This is a genomic window from Dankookia sp. GCM10030260 (assembly GCF_042666655.1).
Lineage (GTDB): Bacteria > Pseudomonadota > Alphaproteobacteria > Acetobacterales > Acetobacteraceae > Paracraurococcus.
In genome coordinates, this window is the sequence record NZ_JBHTDE010000004.1 from 235,207 (window position 1) to 250,695 (window position 15,489).

The following is a 15,489-nucleotide window of genomic DNA, read 5'->3' on the forward strand; positions in this document are numbered from 1 at the left end:
GGTGTCCGCCGTCCCGGCGGGCGTCGCATCCTGGACGCGGAAGGGGGGATGCGTCGCCGACCTCCCGGCCGACCTGGTCGTCCCGGTGCCGCCGGCGCGGCTCGCCTCCCGCAGCATGGTGCCGAAGCCGCCGGGCGGGCTGGTGGTTGACGAATCCTTCCCCGCCCGTGAGGAGAACGGCCTCACCATTGTCGACGCCACGCCGGAGGATATGACCCTGCGAGACTTCACTTGGCGGCATGCCGCGCCCGAGGCCATCGATCCCCTGGCGCCGGTCCGCATCATCAGGCTGGCCCGCGCGTGAGCCTGCACGCTGACCGGACCGCGGGCCCGCGGTACGACGCGGCGTCGCTCCGCAGCTTCGCCGCCGCCCTGTTCGAGGCCGGCGGGATGGCGGAGGAGAAGGCCGCGACCGTCGCCGAGATCCTCGTCGAGGGCGACCTGATGGGGCACGACACCCACGGCCTCAACCTGCTGGCGCCCTACCTGGATGGCCTCGCCTCGGGCGACATGCAGGGCGACGGCCGCCCCACCGTGCTCTCCTCCACCCCCGTGGCCGAGACCTGGGAGGGCGACAAGCTGCCCGGCCCCTGGCTGGTCCGCACCGCCGCCGACCTGGCCTCGGAGCGCGCGGCGATCTTCGGCCTCGCCGCCGTGTCGATCCGCCGGGCGCACCATATCGGCTGCCTCGCCGCCTACCTGCCGCGGGTGGTGGAACGCGGCCAGGTGATGCAGCTGCTCTGCTCCGATCCCGGCACCGCCTCGGTCGCGCCCTGGGGCGGCACGCGGCGGGTGATCACCCCGAACCCGCTCGCCGCCGGCTGGCCGAGCCCGGAAGGACCGGTGATGATCGACGTGTCCATGTCCATCACCACCAACGGCATGACCGGCCGCCGCCGCGCCGAAGGCACGCACTTCCCCTACGAGGCGCTGCTCGATGCCGAGGGCCGGCCAACCACCGACCCCGAGGCCTTCTTCACCGAGCCCGCCGGCACCCTGCTGCCGCTCGGCGGCATGGTGGCCGGGCACAAGGGCTTCGGGCTCGGCCTGATGGTCGAGGCCTTGACCTCGGCGCTGGGCGGTTACGGCCGGGCCGATCCGCCGGCCGGCTGGGGCGCCTCGGTGCTGGTGCTGGTGATCGACCCCGCCCGCTTCGGCGGGACGGACGCTTTCCTGCGCGAGACCGGCTGGATGGCCGATGCGGTCCACGCCAACCCGCCCGTCGCCGGTGGCCCGGCGCCGCGCCTGCCGGGCGAGCGCGGCTGGCAGCGCCGCCGGCAGGCCCTGGCGGAAGGCGTGGTGCTGCACCCGTCCATCCCGCCGATGCTGGCGGCCCGCGCCGCCAAGGCCGGGATCGCCGCGCCCGTGCCGCTCGGCCAGGGGTGACGCCCGGCGGCCCGGCGGCTACCACGCTGGCCATGCCCATGCCGCTCACCGTCCTGCAGGTCCTGCCCGCGCTCATCTCCGGCGGGGTGGAGCGCGGCACGCTGGAGATTGCCGGTGCGGTGGTCCGCGCCGGCGGCCGCGCGCTCGTCGCCTCCGCCGGCGGACCGCTGGTCGGGCCGCTGGAGCGGCTCGGCGCGCGGCACGTGACGCTGCCCCTGGCGACCAAGAACCCGCTGGCGATCCTGCGCAATGCCGGCCGCCTGGCGGCGCTGATCCGGGCGGAGGGGGTGCGGATCATCCATGCCCGCTCGCGCGCCCCGGCCTGGTCGGCGCTGCTGGCGGCGCGGCGCACGGGGGCGCATTTCGTCACCACCTACCATGGCACCTACAACGAGAATGTCCCCGGCAAGCGCCGCTACAACGCCGTCATGGCGCAGGGCGAGCGGGTCATCGCCATCAGCAGCTTCATCGCCGGCCATATCCGCGAACGCCACGGCACCGAGCCCGGCCGCATCCGCGTCATCCCGCGCGGCGTCGACACCGCGCTGTTCGACCCGGCTTTGGTCTCCCCGGCCCGGCTGGCGGCGCTGCGCGGCGCCTGGAACCTGCCCGCCAGCCGCCCCGTCATCATGCTGCCCGGGCGCCTCACCCGCTGGAAGGGCCAGGGCGTGCTGGTCGAGGCCATGGCCCGGCTGCCCGATGCCACAGCCGTGCTGGTCGGCGGCGGCGCCCGCTACCAGGCGGTGCTGGAAGCCCGTATCGCCGAACTCGGCCTGGCCGACCGGGTGCGGCTGGTCGGCCATGCCGAGGACATGCCGGCGGCGCTGCTGCTGGCCGATATCGTGGTGCATGCCTCGACCGACCCGGAGGCCTTCGGCCGCACCGTGATCGAGGCCCAGGCCATGGCCCGGCCGGTGATCGCCGCCGATCTGGGTGCCCCCCGGGAGACGGTGCAGCAGGGTATCACCGGCTGGCGGGTGACCCCGGGCGACCCTGCCGCGCTGGCCGCCCTGCTGCGCCAGGTGCTCGACCTGCCGGCAGCGGCGCGCGCCGCGGTCGGCGCCGCGGCGCGGGCGCATGTGCTGCAGGCCTACACCACCGCGGCGATGCAGGCGGCGACGCTCGACGTCTACCGGGAACTGGCATGAGCGAGCGGGTGCTCGTCATCAAGCTCGCCGCGCTGGGCGACTTCGTCCAGGCGTTCGGCCCCTTCGCGGCGATCCGAGCGCATCATCCGGGCGCCGAGATCACCCTGCTGACCACGCCGCCCTATGCCGAGCTGGCGCGGCTTTCCCCCTGGTTCGACGCGGTCTGGACCGATGGCCGGCCGTCCTGGTCCGACCCGGCGGCGATCTGGCGTCTGGCGCGGCGGCTGCGCGGCGCCGGCTTCGCCCGGGTCTACGACCTGCAGACCTCCGCGCGCTCCTCGCGCTACCGCTGGCTGGTCGGGCGCGGCGTGGAGTGGTCCGGCATCGCCCGCGGCGCCAGCCATCCGCACGCCAACCCGCGGCGCGACCTGATGCACACGGTGGAACGGCAGCGCGAGCAGCTGGAGATGGCCGGCATCCGCGAATTTCCCGCGCCCGACCTCGGTTGGCTGGATGGCGACGTCGCCGGCCTCGGCCTGCCGCCGCGCTTCGCCCTGCTGGTCCCCGGCGCCTCCCCGGCGCGGCCGGGCAAGCGCTGGCCGGTCGGGCATTTCGCAGCACTTGCCGCCGGGCTGGACCTGCCGGTGGCGGTGGTCGGCGGCCCGGCCGAGGCGCCGCTGGCGGCCGCGATCCTCGCCGCCGCGCCGGGCGGCGTCGACCTCACCGGCCGCACCGGCTATGCCGCGCTCGGCGCCGTCGCCCGGCGGGCGGAATTCGCGCTCGGCAACGATACTGGTCCGACCCACCTGATCGCCGCCACCGGCTGCCCGACGCTGGCGCTGTTCGGGCCGGAGAGCGAGCCGGCCCTTTGTGCGCCGCGCGGCCGGGCGGTGGCGGTGCTGCAGCGCGACAGCCTGGCCGGGCTGACGGTGGCCGAGGCACGCGTGGCGCTGTCCGGGCTGGTCGCCGCCTGAAGCCCGGCGCTATTTCGGCCGGACATTCGCCAGCGGCAGGTCGGCTTCCAGCAGCAGCCCGGCCGGCCGCCAGTCCCGGCTGAGGCGGCCACCGAGCTGGCGTTCCAGCGATGCCTCCACCACCCGGGTGCCGAAGCCGTTGGCCGGCGGCGGTGCGGCGATCGGCGGCCCGCCCACTTCCTCCCAGCGCAGGCGCAGCCGGCCGACCGCTTCGTCCACCCGCCAGCCCAGCAGCACCCGCCCGCCGGCGGCGGACAGCGCGCCGTATTTCGCCGCGTTGGTCGCCATCTCGTGCAGCGCCATGCCGATCGCCTGCGCCGCATGCGGCGCCACCACCAGCGCCGGGCCCTCCACCACGATCCGCGGCGCCGTCGCGGCGGTGCCGGCCTCGGGCAGGAAGGCGCCCAATTCGGCCTGCATCAGGCTGCCGAGATCGGCCCCGGTCCATTGGTTGGCCGCCAGCAGGCTATGCGCCCGGGCCAGCGCCGCGACCCGTCCCTCCACCATGCGGGCATAGGCGGCCGGGTCGTGCCGCGGCGTCAGCCGCAGCGCCGCCTGCACCACCGCCAGCACGTTCTTGGCGCGGTGGTCCACCTCCCGCACCAGCAGGGCCTGGTGTTCCTCGGCCCGCTTGCGGTCGGTGATGTCGGCGGCGACGCCGGCCATGCGCGGGCTGCCCGGCCCGCCGGGCGGCAGCATCCGGCCCCAGCTCTGCAGCCAGCGTTCCGTCCCGTCCGGGCGGCGGACACGGAATTCGGCGGCATAGTCGCCGCCGGCCGCCACTGCCGCGTGGTAGGCGGCCATGACGCGCGGGCGGTCGTCCGGGTGCATGCAGGCCTCGACCTCGGCCAGCGCGACCTCGTACTCCGCGGGGTCGTGGCCGAGGATGGTGGCGAGCCGCGCGTCCCAGCGGGTGCGGCCTCCCTCGGTCTCGGTCTCCCAGGCGCCGAGCCGGCCGGCGGTCATCGCCACCCGCAGATTTTCCTCGCTGCGGCGCAGTTCGGATTCCGCCGCCTTGCGCGCGGTGATGTCCAGGTGGGCGCCATAGGTGACCCGGCCATGCCCCAGGTCGACGCCCTGCACGCGGACCAGGACGTCGCGCAGCTCGCCGTCGCGGGTGCGGTGCTGCGCCTCGAATTCCTGGGCGCCGGGGCTGGTCCGGTGCGCCCGGCCGCGGCGCAGCATCGCCTCCCGGTCGCCCAGCGCGTCGATGTCGGCGATCGTGAGCTGGAGGAATTCCTCCCGCCCATAGCCGTAATCGGTGCAGGCCTGCGCATTGACGTCGAGGATGCGGTAGCTCGCCGGGTCGATGACGATGATGGCGAAGGGCGCGGTGTCGAACAGCACGCGGTAGCGGGTCTCGGCCTCCCGCCGCGCGGTGATGTCGTAGGTGACGCCGGCGGCGCGCAGCGCCCGGCCGGTCAGCGGGTCGCGTTCGGTCACCCGGCCCTGCGAGCGCAGCCAGCGCGCCCTGCCGCACGGGTCGGACACGCGGAACTCGACCGCATCGAATTCGTCGGTCCCCGGCTGGCGGCTCATGGCATGCAGGATGGTCGCGGCGCAGCGTTCCCGGTCCTCCGGATGCACCGCGTCGAGCACCTGCTGCGTGGTGCTCAGCATCCCGGTAGGGCGGCCATAGAGCGCCTCCCGCCCCTCCGAGCCGGTGACGTGGTCGCCGATCGTGTCCCATTCCCAGTGCGCCATGCGGGCGGCATCGAGCGCCAGGCGCAGCCGGGCCTCGCTGGCGGCCAGGGCGGCACGGCTAGCGCGCAGTTCCGCATTGGCCTGGCGCAACGCCTCGTTCGCCGATTCCGCGCTGCGCAGGTCGGCGGTGCGGGCAGCGAGGTCCTGCTGCGCCTGGCTCAGCGCCGTGGTGTCGGCGTCCTGGGTGCTCATGCGGCGGTGGTGCCGACGGCCCGGGAGGTCGCCATGTCCATGCCAATCCCTCCGATCGCCCATGGGCTGTCGAGCATAGACGTGTAGGCGTCGGGGTGACAGTGCGGACCCACCGGGAGGTTCAGGCGTCCAGCGTCGGCATCGCCACCTGCCCGCTCCCGCCGACCGGCGCCTCGGCGACCGGCTCCGGGGTGGCCGGGCCGGGGTCGCGGCGGGCGCCGAGGCCGATCCAGTCGCGCAGCGCCCCCAGCGTGTCGGGCGGCAGCCGCGCCCCGGCGGCGGCGGCGGCCCGGGTGAGCTCGGCGAAGAGCGCGCGGCCGAAGCGGCCGGGCGTCTCCTCGTCCGGGCTGGCGCGCCAGTCCACCCGGGCGCGTTGCAGCCAGGCGACCAGCGCCTCCAGCGACCGGGCCGGCAGGTCGAGCCCGGCGGCCATCGCCTCGGCGACCAGCGCGGCGCGCGGCTCCGGCCCCGGTGCCGCCTCCAGCGGCAACATGCCGGCGAGGCGGCGGAGGGCGAAGTCCAGCGCCTCCGGCCCCAGCTGCGGCAGGTCCTGGCCGGGGCCGATGGCGTCGCGCAATGCGGCCATCAGCCGCGCCAGCGGGTCGTCCGGCAGGTTGGAGGGCAGGCCGGGCTGTTCCAGCGAGGGGCGTTCATGCCGCGCCGGGTCGTACAGCCAGCCGCCGCCCGGCCCGGCTTCCAGCGCCAGGCCCTCGGCACCCTCAATCAGCTTGGCCAGGGTTCCGGCGCCGCCGAAGCGCGACTGCCGGACCCAGGCGCCGCCCAGCACATGGATGCGCTTGCCGAGCGCCGGCAGGTGCAGCGGATCGGCCGAGCCGGCCACCAGCCGCCGCAGCAGGGCGAGGATGGCGGCGCGCTGGGCCGGCGGGTCGCCGGGGTCGGGCGTGGCGTCGGCCAGCGGCTCGGGCGGCACGGCGGCGGGACGGGACGGGGCGGCGGTGGCCGGGGCCTCGCCGGGCGCCGCCTCGGCCAGCGCGGCGTCGGCGAATTCCTCGAAGGGGATGACCGCATCGGCGGAGGCCCGGAAGGCCTGGGCCGAGAGCGGGTGGGTGACCACCAGGCTGCGCCGGTCATGCGCCCGCAGCCGGTGCAGCAGCGGGGTGAAGTCGCTGTCGCCGGACAGGATGAGGAATTCCTCGAACCGGGTCGGGTGGCTCAGCGCGTCCAGGATATCCAGCGCCATCTCCATGTCGGCGCCGTTCTTCAGCCGCGACAGGCGCGGGCAGTCGACCACCTGGATGCCGGCGCGGACCAGGGCCGGGCGGAAGCGGCTGAAATAGACCCGCGGCTGCTGCAGCCAGGCGGCCAGGCTGCCGCCGTGCTCGGGTTCCGCCCAGCCGGCCGGGTTCAGGTAGCAGCGGCGGACCAGCAGCCGGCGCGGCTCGCCGCCGGCCCCGGCCTCCAGCCAGGAGAGCCAGCGGGCGGGCTCTGAGCCGAAGCTCCAGGCCGCCCATTCGTCGATCGCCGCCAGGCTGGAATAGACATTGTCGAAATCGATGTAGAGCGCGGCGCGCAACGGGGTGCCGGCGGCAGACATGCTGGGGGCCATCGTGGAGGCCATGTCGTCTCCTGGTATGTTGCGCACTGTCTATTCCGGTGGCGGGCCTTGTCCAGGCCTTGTTGCGGTGCGGCGTGCTTGACGCAGGGGAGGCCGCCTGCCCATGGTCCGCCCCCCGCGACCCCTCGACCGAATGAGCCCGCCCATGCCCGCGATCACCCTGCCCGACGGATCCGTGCGCCAGTTCGACGCGCCGGTCACGGGCACCGAGATCGCCGCGGCGATCGGGCCTGGCCTGGCCAAGGCAGCGCTGGCGATGCAGGTCGACGGGGTGACGCGCGACCTGTCGATGCGGGTCGGGTCGGACGCCACGGTGCGCTTCATCACCCGGCGCGATCCCGAGGCGCTGGAGATGATCCGGCACGACGCCGCGCATGTGCTGGCGGAGGCCGTGCAGGCGCTCTACCCGGGCACCCAGGTGACCATCGGCCCGTCGATCGAGAACGGCTTCTACTATGACTTTGCCCGCAACGAGCCCTTCTCGCCGGAGGATTTCGGCGCGATCGAGGCGAAGATGCGGGAGATCGTCGCGCGGAACGCGCCCTTCGTCCGCAGCGTGCTGCCGCGCGACGAGGCGATCGAGTTCTTCAAGGACAAGGGCGAGAAGTACAAGGCGGAGCTGATCCAGGACCTGCCGAAGAGCGAGGAGATCAGCCTCTACAGCCAGGGCGACTGGATCGACCTGTGCCGCGGCCCGCACATGCGCGGCACCGGCGATGTCGGCACCGCTTTCAAGCTGACCAAGGTGGCCGGCGCCTATTGGCGCGGCGACCACCGCAACGCGATGCTGTCCCGCATCTACGGCACCGCCTGGCGCGACCAGAAGGAGCTCGACGCCTACCTGCTGCAGGTCGAGGAGGCGGAGAAGCGCGACCACCGCAAGATCGGCAAGGAAATGCACCTTTTCCACCTGCAGGAGGAAGCGGCGGGCAGCGTCTTCTGGCACCCCAAGGGCTGGAAGCTGTACCGGGTGCTGGAGGACTACCTGCGCCGCCGGCTGGATGCGACGCGCTACCAGGAGGTCAAGACCCCGCAGCTGCTGGACCGCAAGTTCTGGGAGCAGTCCGGCCACTGGGAGAAATTCCGCCACGCCATGTTCATCGCCCGGGTCGAGGACGAGGCCGAGCAGGACCGGGTGCTGGCGCTGAAGCCGATGAACTGCCCCTGCCACGTGCAGATCTTCAACCAGGGGCTGCGTTCCTACCGCGAGCTGCCGCTGCGCATGGCCGAGTTCGGGTCGTGCCACCGCTACGAGCCCTCGGGTGCGCTGCACGGCATCATGCGGGTGCGGCAGTTCACCCAGGACGACGCGCATATCTTCTGCACCGAGGACCAGATCGCCGCCGAGACGGTGGAATTCGTGGCCCTGCTGTCCTCGATCTACCGCGACCTGGGCTTCCCCGAATTCCGGGTGAAGTTCAGCGACCGCCCGCCGACCCGGGCCGGCACCGACGCGGTCTGGGACCAGGCCGAGGGCGCGCTGCGCGAGGCCTGCAAGGTGGCCGGGGTCGAGTACACGCTGAACCCGGGGGAGGGGGCCTTCTACGGCCCGAAGCTGGAATTCGTCCTGCGCGACGCCATCGGCCGCGACTGGCAATGCGGCACGCTGCAGGTCGATTTCGTGCTGCCGGAGCGGCTGGATGCGGAATACGTGGCGGAGGACGGCAGCCGCAGGCGCCCCGTCATGCTCCACCGCGCCATCTTCGGCAGCTTCGAGCGCTTCCTCGGCATCCTGATCGAGCAATATGCCGGGCGCTTCCCGCTGTGGCTGGCGCCGGTGCAGGTGGTGGTGACCACCATCGTCTCCGATGCCGACGATTTCGCGCGGGAGGCCGCGGCGGCGCTGCAGAAGGCCGGGCTGCGCGTCGACCTTGATCTGCGGAACGAGAAGATCAACCGTAAGGTCGTTGACCACATCGACCAGCGCATCCCCGTGCTGGCCGTGGTAGGACGCCGTGAAGCAGAGGAGCGCAGCCTGGTGCTGCGCCGCCTGCCGGGCCGCGAGCAGGTGACGCTGCCGCTGGCCGAGGCGGTGGCGCTGCTGGCCGGAGAGGCGGTGCCGCCGGACCTGAAGGCCGACCGCATGGTTGCAGTCGGATAAGTCAAGCCCCATAACAGACCGCCAAGCCGTTCCCACAGCGACAGGAGCCGACCATAGCAAGAGGACCCATTTCCAATCAGCCGCCGACGCGCGATGGCCCAAGGGTCAACGAGGATATCCGCGTCCCGCAGGTGCGGCTGATCGACCAGGACGGCGAGATGATTGGCGTCATGACCGCGCGCGAGGCGATGCAACGCGCCTATGACGTCGGGCTGGACCTGCTCGAGATCAGCCCGAATGCCGTGCCGCCGGTCTGCAAGATCACCGACTACGGCAAATTCAAGTACGAGGCGCAGAAGAAGGCCAACGAGGCCCGCAAGAAGCAGAAGGTCGTCGAGATCAAGGAAGTCAAGGTTCGTCCGAACATCGACGACCACGACTACGACGTGAAGATGCGGCAGATGAAGGGATTCATCGGCGAGGGCGACAAGGTCAAGGTCACCCTGCGGTTCCGCGGGCGCGAGATGGCGCACCAGGACTTGGGCATCAAGGTGCTGGAACGCATCCGCGTGGAGCTGGGCGAGACCATCAAGGTCGAGCAGATGCCGCGGCTGGAGAACCGGCAGATGATCATGGTGCTGGCGCCCAAATAGGCGCCGGCCGACCACGCGGGCCCGGGGCGCCGCCCCGGTCCTGCCCGCTTTCCCTTGACGCGGCGCCCGACCGGGCGTAGCAGCCTCCTCCCCCGGGTTTCCCGGGTTGCGGTCCCCTGCCGGGCAGGGGGCTCCGTCGCTCCGCGAAGACTCGCGCAGCGGCGCGTTTTCCTTTGGGGGCATGCCGGCCCCCGCCGCGCGAAGGGTGACCCAGGCCGCATGTTCGAGGCCCTGTCCAGCAAGCTGAACGGCGTCTTCGACCGTCTGCGGCGGCGCGGCGCGCTGTCCGAGGCCGATGTCCAGGAGGCGCTGCGCGAGGTCCGCGTGGCGCTGCTGGAAGCCGACGTCGCCCTGCCCGTGGTCAAGGACCTGACCAACCGGGTGCGCGAGCGCGCGGTGGGCGTCGAGGTGCTGAAGAGCGTCTCCCCTGCCCAGCAGGTCATCAAGATCGTCAACGACGCGCTGGTCGAGGCGCTGGGCGGCGGCGAGGGCGACACCGGGGCGCGGGGCATCGACCTCAACGCGCCCTCGCCGGTGCCGATCCTGATGGTCGGCCTGCAGGGCTCGGGCAAGACCACGACCTCGGGCAAGCTCGCGCTGCGGCTGAAGAACCGCGACAAGAAGAAAGTGCTGCTGGCGTCCTTGGACGTGCACCGCCCGGCGGCCCAGCTGCAGCTGGAGATGCTGGCCAAGCAGGTGGGCGTCGCCTCGCTGTCCATCGTCGCCGGCCAGACGCCGCTGCAGATCGCCGAGCGCGCCATGGATCTCGGCCGGCGCGAGCTGTTCGACGTGGTCATCCTGGACACCGCCGGGCGCCTGGCGATCGACATGGTCCTGATGGCCGAGGTCGCCGCGGTGAAGGCGGTGACCAGGCCGCACGAAGTGCTGCTGGTGGTCGATGCGATGACCGGCCAGGACGCGGTGAACACGGCGCGGGCCTTCCAGGACCAGGTCGGCGTCACCGGCATCGTCATGACCCGGATCGACGGCGATGCCCGCGGCGGCGCCGCGCTGTCGATGCGCGCCGTCACCGGCGCGCCGATCAAGCTGCTTGGCGCCGGCGAGAAGCTCGACGCGCTGGAGGACTTCCACCCCGACCGCATCGCCGGCCGCATCCTCGGCATGGGCGACATCGTCTCGCTCGTCGAGCGCGCGGCCGAGACCATCGACCAGGCGGAAGCCGAGAAGATGGCGGCCCGCATGCAGAAGGGCCAGTTCAGCCTCGAGGACTATGCGAGCCAGCTGAAGCAGATCGGCAAGATGGGTTCGCTCTCCGGCATCCTCGGCATGCTGCCGGGGATGGGGAAGATGAAGCAGCAGATCGAGGGCGCCAACCTCGACAACACCATGCTGAAGCGGCAGGCGGCGATCATCGGCTCGATGACGCCGAAGGAACGGCGCGTGCCGGACCTGATCAAGGCCAGCCGCAAGAAGCGCATCGCCGCCGGCAGCGGGACCTCGGTGCAGGAGGTCAACAAGCTGCTGAAGAATTTCGACGACATGTCCGCGATGATGAAGCGGATGAACAAGCTCGGCCAGAAGGGGCTGATGCGCGGCGGACTAGGCGCGCTGATGCCCAAGGGGATGCAGCTCCCCGGTGGCCGGAAACCCTTCTGAACAATTCCACACGGAGCGACCCGATACCATGGCCCTGAAGATCCGCCTCGCGCGCGCCGGCGCCAAGAAGCGCCCCTACTACCACATCGTGGTGGCCGACAGCCGCAGCCCGCGCGACGGCCGCTTCATCGAGAAGGTGGGCAGCTACAACCCGATGCTGCCGAGCGAGCACGCCGACCGCGTCAAGCTGGAAGCCGAGCGCATCGCCCATTGGCTCGGCAACGGCGCCCAGGCGACCGACCGCGTGGCGAAGTTCCTCGGCCATGCCGGCCTGGCGCCGATGCCGGTCTTCCCGGAGCAGCCGAAGCAGTCGGCGCCGAAGAAGAAGGCGCAGGAACGCGCCGCCGCCGCGGCCGCCTGATCGGCCGCTGACGACGGGTCATAGGCGATGGGTGCCAACCGCATTCTGGTGGGGGAGATCGGCAGGCCGCACGGGGTGCGCGGCCTGGTGAAGCTGCGCAGCTTCACCGCCGATCCCGCCGCGCTCGGCACCTATGGCCCGCTGACGGACGAGGCCGGCACGCGGCGCATCGCGCTCATCATCCTGGCCGAGGGGCTGGGGCGGATCGAGGGCTGCGCCGACCGCGACGCCGCGCAGCGGCTGACCGGCACGAAGCTCTACGTGGACCGCGACCGGCTGCCGCCGCCGGAGGAGGACGAGTTCTACCTCGCCGACCTGGTCGGGCTTTCGGCCGCGACGGACACGGGGCAGGGGCTCGGCGTGGTGCGCGAAGTGGCGGACCACGGCGCCGGCCCCTTCCTTGTGCTGAGCGGCCCGCCCGAGCGGCTGCTGCCCTTCACCCGCGCCGTGGTGCCGGTGGTGGACATCGCCGGCGGGCGGCTGGTCGTGGTGCTGCCGGACGAGGTGGTTGTGCAGCCCCGGCCGGGCGATGCGGAGGATGCGGCATGAGCTGGCACGCCTCCGTCCTCACCCTGTTCCCGGAGATGTTCCCGGGGCCGCTCGGCCAGTCCCTCGCCGGCCGCGCCTTGCGCGACGGGCGCTGGGCGATCGACAGCTTCGACATCCGCAGCTTCGCCACCGACCGGCACCGCACGGTCGACGACACGCCCTTCGGCGGCGGGGCGGGGATGGTGATGCGGCCGGACGTGCTGGATGCGGCGCTCGCCGCCGCTTTGGCGACTAATCCCGATCGTCCCGCAGTCTACCTCACGCCGCGCGGGCGCCGCTTGGACCAGGCCATGGTGCGCGATTTCGTCGCCGGCCCCGGGCTGGTGCTGCTCTGCGGCCGCTACGAAGGGGTCGATGAGCGCGTCGTCGCGGCGCGCGGCCTGCAGGAGGTCTCCATCGGCGACTACGTCCTCTCGGGCGGGGAGCCGGCGGCGCTGGTGCTGCTCGATGCCTGCGTGCGGCTGCTGCCCGGCGTCATGGGCGCGGCCGAGAGCGGCGTCGAGGAAAGCTTCTCGAGCGGGTTGCTGGAATACCCCCACTATACGCGGCCGGCCGAATGGCAGGGCCGCACGGTGCCGCCGGTGCTGCTCTCCGGCCACCACGCCGAGGTGGCGCGCTGGCGCCAGGCCGAGGCGGAACGGATCACGCGCGAACGGCGCCCCGATCTGTGGGCGCGATACACCGAAAACGCCGGCCGGGACCGGGTGCCTTCGGCACCCTGCGTCACGGCGACCGAAAACGCCGCGGCGCCGGGGGCCATGGACGGCCGCCCGGCCGCCGCCTAGATATTCTGGAAAGGACTGAGACGATGAACCTGCTGCAGCAGTTCGAGACCGAGCAGATGGCTCGCCTCCTCGCCGCCCGCGCCGTGCCGGCCTTCTCGCCGGGCGACACCGTCCGCGTGATGGTGAAGGTCGTGGAAGGCGAGCGGACCCGCACCCAGGCCTATGAAGGCGTCTGCATCGCCCGCAGCAACAAGGGCGTGAACAGCAACTTCACCGTCCGCAAGCTGTCCTACGGCGAGGGCGTCGAGCGCGTCTTCCCGCTGTACAGCCCCTCGATCGCCGAGATCGCCGTGGTCCGCCGCGGCAAGGTGCGCCGTGCCAAGCTGTATTACCTGCGTGGCCGCACCGGCAAGCGCGCCCGCATCGCCGAGCTGAAGGTCAACCGCGACCTGCCGGCCGCTGCCGCTGCGGCCCCGGCCGCCGCGCCGGCGGAAGCCGCGCAGGGTTGATTGGGTACCGCCCCGCGCCGCAGGGCGCGGGGTGCTGGAATGGGTGGGGAAAAACGATGTCAGGGCAGAAGCCGCGCACGCTATTCGACAAGATCTGGGACGCCCATGTGGTGGATACCCTCCCGGACGGCACGGCGCTGCTCTACATCGACCTCCACCTGACGCATGAGGTGACGACGCCGCAGGCCTTCGCCGGCCTGCGCGCCGCGGGGCGCAAGCTGCGCCGGCCGGATGCGACGCTCGGCGTCATCGACCACAACATCGCCACCGACAGCTCCCGCTACACCGGCATCGTTGATCCCGAAAGCCGCTTGCAGGTCGAGACGCTGGAGAAGAACGCCGCCGAATTCGGCATGCCGCTGATCCCGCTGCTCGATGAGCGGCAGGGCATCGTGCATGTCATCGGCCCGGAACTCGGCCGATCGCTGCCGGGCATGACCATCGTCTGCGGCGACAGCCATACCAGTACGCACGGCGCCATGGGCGCGCTGGCCTTCGGCATCGGCACCTCGGAGGTCGAGCACGTGCTGGCCACCCAGACGCTGCTGCAGCGGCCGGCGAAGAACATGCTGGTCCAGGTGGACGGCACGCTGCCGGTCGGCTGTTCCGCCAAGGACATCACCCTCGCCGTCATCGGCAAGATCGGCACCGCCGGCGGCACCGGCCATGTGATCGAATATGCCGGCGAGGCGATCCGCGCGCTCGGCATGGCGGGGCGGATGACGCTCTGCAACATGGCGATCGAGGGTGGCGCCCGGGCCGGCATGGTGGCCCCGGACGAAACCACCTTCGAATACATCCGCAACACCCCGAACGGCCCCAAGGGCGAGGCCTTCGAGCAGGCGCTGCGCTGGTGGAAGACCCTGCCTTCGGACCCCGGCGCGCATTTCGACACCGTCGTCACCCTGCGCGCCGAGGACATCATCCCGCAGGTCACCTGGGGCACCAGTCCCGAGGACGTGCTGCCGATCACCGGCGTGGTGCCCGATCCGGCCGCGGCGACGGACGAGGCGCGCCGCGCCCAGCTGCAGCGCATGGTCGAGTACATGGGCCTGACGCCCGGCCAGAAGCTGCAGGACCTGAAGATCGACGTCGCCTTCATCGGCAGCTGCACCAACAGCCGGATCGAGGACATCCGCGCCGCCGCGGCGATCGCCCGCGGCCGCCGCGTGGCTGACCACGTGCGCGCGCTGGTGGTGCCTGGCTCCGGCCTGGTGAAGAAGCAGGCGGAGGCCGAGGGGCTCGACCGCATCCTGACCGAGGCCGGCTTCGAGTGGCGCGAGGCGGGGTGCTCCATGTGCCTCGGCATGAACCCGGACAAGCTGACGCCGGGCCAGCGCAGCGCCTCCACCTCCAACCGCAATTTCGAGGGCCGCCAGGGCCCGGGTGGCCGCACCCATCTGCTGTCCCCCGCCATGGCGGCGGCGGCGGCGATCGCCGGCCATCTCGCAGACGTTCGTGACTACCAGCCGAAGGAAGCGCTGTGATGCAGGCCTTCACCACCCTGACCGGGATCGCCGCGCCGCTGCCCAAGGCGAATGTCGACACCGACCAGATCATCCCGGCGCGCTTCCTGAAATCCATCGAGCGGACCGGCTTCGGCAAGAACCTCTTCGCCAATTTCCGCTACAATCCGGACGGGTCGGAGAATCCCGACTTCGTCCTGAACCAGGAACCCTATCGCCGCGCCGAGGTGCTGGTCGCCTTCGAGAATTTCGGCTGCGGCTCGTCGCGCGAGCATGCGCCCTGGGCGCTGCTGGATTTCGGCATCCGCTGCGTCATCGCCCCCGACTTCGCCGACATCTTCCACAACAACAGCTTCAAGAACGGCGTGCTGCCGGTGAAGCTGCCGCGCGCGGTCTGCGAGCAGCTGATTGAGGATGCGCGCATGGGCGAGAATGCCCGCATCACCGTGGACCTCGAGCGCGAGGTGGTGGTCCGCCCGAACGGCGAGGAGATCCCGTTCAAGGTCGACCCGCTGCGCCGGCACCTGCTTCTGAACGGGCTCGACGACATCGGCCAGACCCTGCAGCACGCGCCTGCCATCGACGCCTACGAAGCCAAGCAGAAGACCGCCCAGCCCTGGCTCAACGCCGGCTGAGCCGCGCCTGAGG

The 15,489-nt window shown here is 72.2% G+C and carries 15 protein-coding genes; 13 read left to right on the forward strand and 2 right to left on the reverse strand.

Translation table 11 applies throughout. The features are described from left to right. Position 1 precedes the first annotated feature (1 nt). The 4 genes from ACFQS7_RS16735 to ACFQS7_RS16750 are packed head-to-tail and all read left to right on the forward strand — an operon-like array spanning position 2 to position 3,448. Entirely contained in the window at positions 2 to 304 is a 303-nt protein-coding gene (locus ACFQS7_RS16735; RefSeq protein ID WP_380068244.1) for a hypothetical protein, read from the forward strand. Further along, positions 301 to 1,386, forward strand: coding sequence for an Ldh family oxidoreductase (locus tag ACFQS7_RS16740; RefSeq protein WP_380068245.1), 1,086 nt, complete (start codon positions 301 to 303; stop codon positions 1,384 to 1,386). The genes ACFQS7_RS16735 and ACFQS7_RS16740 overlap by 4 nt, the downstream gene beginning before the upstream one ends. Before the next feature lie 32 nt (positions 1,387 to 1,418). Further along, on the forward strand, positions 1,419 to 2,534 hold the full coding sequence (locus ACFQS7_RS16745; protein WP_380068246.1) for a glycosyltransferase family 4 protein: 1,116 nt from the start codon (positions 1,419 to 1,421) through the stop codon (positions 2,532 to 2,534). Then, on the forward strand, positions 2,531 to 3,448 hold the full coding sequence (locus tag ACFQS7_RS16750; protein ID WP_380068247.1) for a glycosyltransferase family 9 protein: 918 nt from the start codon (positions 2,531 to 2,533) through the stop codon (positions 3,446 to 3,448). Before ACFQS7_RS16745 ends, ACFQS7_RS16750 begins: the two co-directional genes overlap by 4 nt. 9 nt (positions 3,449 to 3,457) lie before the next feature. On the opposite strand, the gene ACFQS7_RS16755 is transcribed toward ACFQS7_RS16750, so the two are convergent. Together ACFQS7_RS16755 and ACFQS7_RS16760 are read right to left on the reverse strand one after the other, a co-directional pair. Continuing rightward, positions 3,458 to 5,344 carry a PAS domain S-box protein gene (locus ACFQS7_RS16755; RefSeq protein ID WP_380068248.1) on the reverse strand — a complete coding sequence of 629 codons (1,887 nt, stop codon included), beginning with the start codon at positions 5,342 to 5,344 and terminating at the stop codon, positions 3,458 to 3,460. 121 nt (positions 5,345 to 5,465) lie between these two features. Further along, a complete protein-coding gene (locus ACFQS7_RS16760; protein ID WP_380068249.1) occupies positions 5,466 to 6,923 on the reverse strand; it encodes an NYN domain-containing protein in 1,458 nt (485 codons plus the stop codon). 142 nt (positions 6,924 to 7,065) lie between these two features. Here ACFQS7_RS16760 and thrS point away from each other — a divergent pair, with 142 nt between their 5' ends. The 9 genes from thrS to leuD all read left to right on the forward strand — a co-directional run bounded on the left by thrS (position 7,066) and on the right by leuD (position 15,476). Continuing rightward, a complete protein-coding gene (thrS, locus tag ACFQS7_RS16765) occupies positions 7,066 to 9,021 on the forward strand; it encodes a threonine--tRNA ligase (RefSeq protein ID WP_380068250.1) in 1,956 nt (651 codons plus the stop codon). A 68-nt stretch (positions 9,022 to 9,089) separates the two neighbouring features. Next, on the forward strand, positions 9,090 to 9,614 hold the full coding sequence (gene infC, locus ACFQS7_RS16770) for a translation initiation factor IF-3 (protein ID WP_380068389.1): 525 nt from the start codon (positions 9,090 to 9,092) through the stop codon (positions 9,612 to 9,614). A gap of 219 nt (positions 9,615 to 9,833) precedes the next feature. Continuing rightward, entirely contained in the window at positions 9,834 to 11,231 is a 1,398-nt protein-coding gene (gene ffh, locus ACFQS7_RS16775; protein ID WP_380068251.1) for a signal recognition particle protein, read from the forward strand. A gap of 28 nt (positions 11,232 to 11,259) precedes the next feature. Then, on the forward strand, positions 11,260 to 11,592 hold the full coding sequence (rpsP, locus tag ACFQS7_RS16780; protein ID WP_380068253.1) for a 30S ribosomal protein S16: 333 nt from the start codon (positions 11,260 to 11,262) through the stop codon (positions 11,590 to 11,592). Positions 11,593 to 11,619: 27 nt separating this feature from the next. After that, entirely contained in the window at positions 11,620 to 12,141 is a 522-nt protein-coding gene (gene rimM, locus ACFQS7_RS16785) for a ribosome maturation factor RimM (protein WP_380068254.1), read from the forward strand. Beyond that, on the forward strand, positions 12,138 to 12,926 hold the full coding sequence (gene trmD, locus ACFQS7_RS16790) for a tRNA (guanosine(37)-N1)-methyltransferase TrmD (protein ID WP_380068255.1): 789 nt from the start codon (positions 12,138 to 12,140) through the stop codon (positions 12,924 to 12,926). Before rimM ends, trmD begins: the two co-directional genes overlap by 4 nt. Positions 12,927 to 12,949: 23 nt before the next feature. Next, positions 12,950 to 13,375: a 50S ribosomal protein L19 gene (gene rplS, locus ACFQS7_RS16795; protein WP_380068256.1), complete on the forward strand. Its 426-nt coding sequence runs from the start codon at positions 12,950 to 12,952 to the stop codon at positions 13,373 to 13,375. A gap of 56 nt (positions 13,376 to 13,431) precedes the next feature. Then, positions 13,432 to 14,862 (forward strand): 3-isopropylmalate dehydratase large subunit, encoded by a 1,431-nt coding sequence (gene leuC, locus ACFQS7_RS16800; protein ID WP_380068257.1) that lies wholly within the window; start codon positions 13,432 to 13,434, stop codon positions 14,860 to 14,862. After that, a complete protein-coding gene (gene leuD / locus ACFQS7_RS16805; protein WP_380068258.1) occupies positions 14,862 to 15,476 on the forward strand; it encodes a 3-isopropylmalate dehydratase small subunit in 615 nt (204 codons plus the stop codon). Before leuC ends, leuD begins: the two co-directional genes overlap by 1 nt. Positions 15,477 to 15,489: the final 13 nt, after the last annotated feature.

Bases quoted from the DNA above. Each gene is read 5' to 3' on its own strand.
- ACFQS7_RS16745 (WP_380068246.1), top strand. From the start codon at position 1,419: ATGCCCATGCCGCTCACCGTCCTGCAGGTCCTGCCCGCGCTCATCTCC.
- ACFQS7_RS16750 (WP_380068247.1), top strand. From the start codon at position 2,531: ATGAGCGAGCGGGTGCTCGTCATCAAGCTCGCCGCGCTGGGCGACTTC.
- ACFQS7_RS16755 (WP_380068248.1), bottom strand. From the start codon at position 5,344: ATGAGCACCCAGGACGCCGACACCACGGCGCTGAGCCAGGCGCAGCAG.
- ACFQS7_RS16760 (WP_380068249.1), bottom strand. From the start codon at position 6,923: ATGGCCTCCACGATGGCCCCCAGCATGTCTGCCGCCGGCACCCCGTTG.
- thrS (WP_380068250.1), top strand. From the start codon at position 7,066: ATGCCCGCGATCACCCTGCCCGACGGATCCGTGCGCCAGTTCGACGCG.
- ffh (WP_380068251.1), top strand. From the start codon at position 9,834: ATGTTCGAGGCCCTGTCCAGCAAGCTGAACGGCGTCTTCGACCGTCTG.
- rpsP (WP_380068253.1), top strand. From the start codon at position 11,260: ATGGCCCTGAAGATCCGCCTCGCGCGCGCCGGCGCCAAGAAGCGCCCC.
- rimM (WP_380068254.1), top strand. From the start codon at position 11,620: ATGGGTGCCAACCGCATTCTGGTGGGGGAGATCGGCAGGCCGCACGGG.
- trmD (WP_380068255.1), top strand. From the start codon at position 12,138: ATGAGCTGGCACGCCTCCGTCCTCACCCTGTTCCCGGAGATGTTCCCG.
- rplS (WP_380068256.1), top strand. From the start codon at position 12,950: ATGAACCTGCTGCAGCAGTTCGAGACCGAGCAGATGGCTCGCCTCCTC.
- leuC (WP_380068257.1), top strand. From the start codon at position 13,432: ATGTCAGGGCAGAAGCCGCGCACGCTATTCGACAAGATCTGGGACGCC.
- leuD (WP_380068258.1), top strand. From the start codon at position 14,862: ATGCAGGCCTTCACCACCCTGACCGGGATCGCCGCGCCGCTGCCCAAG.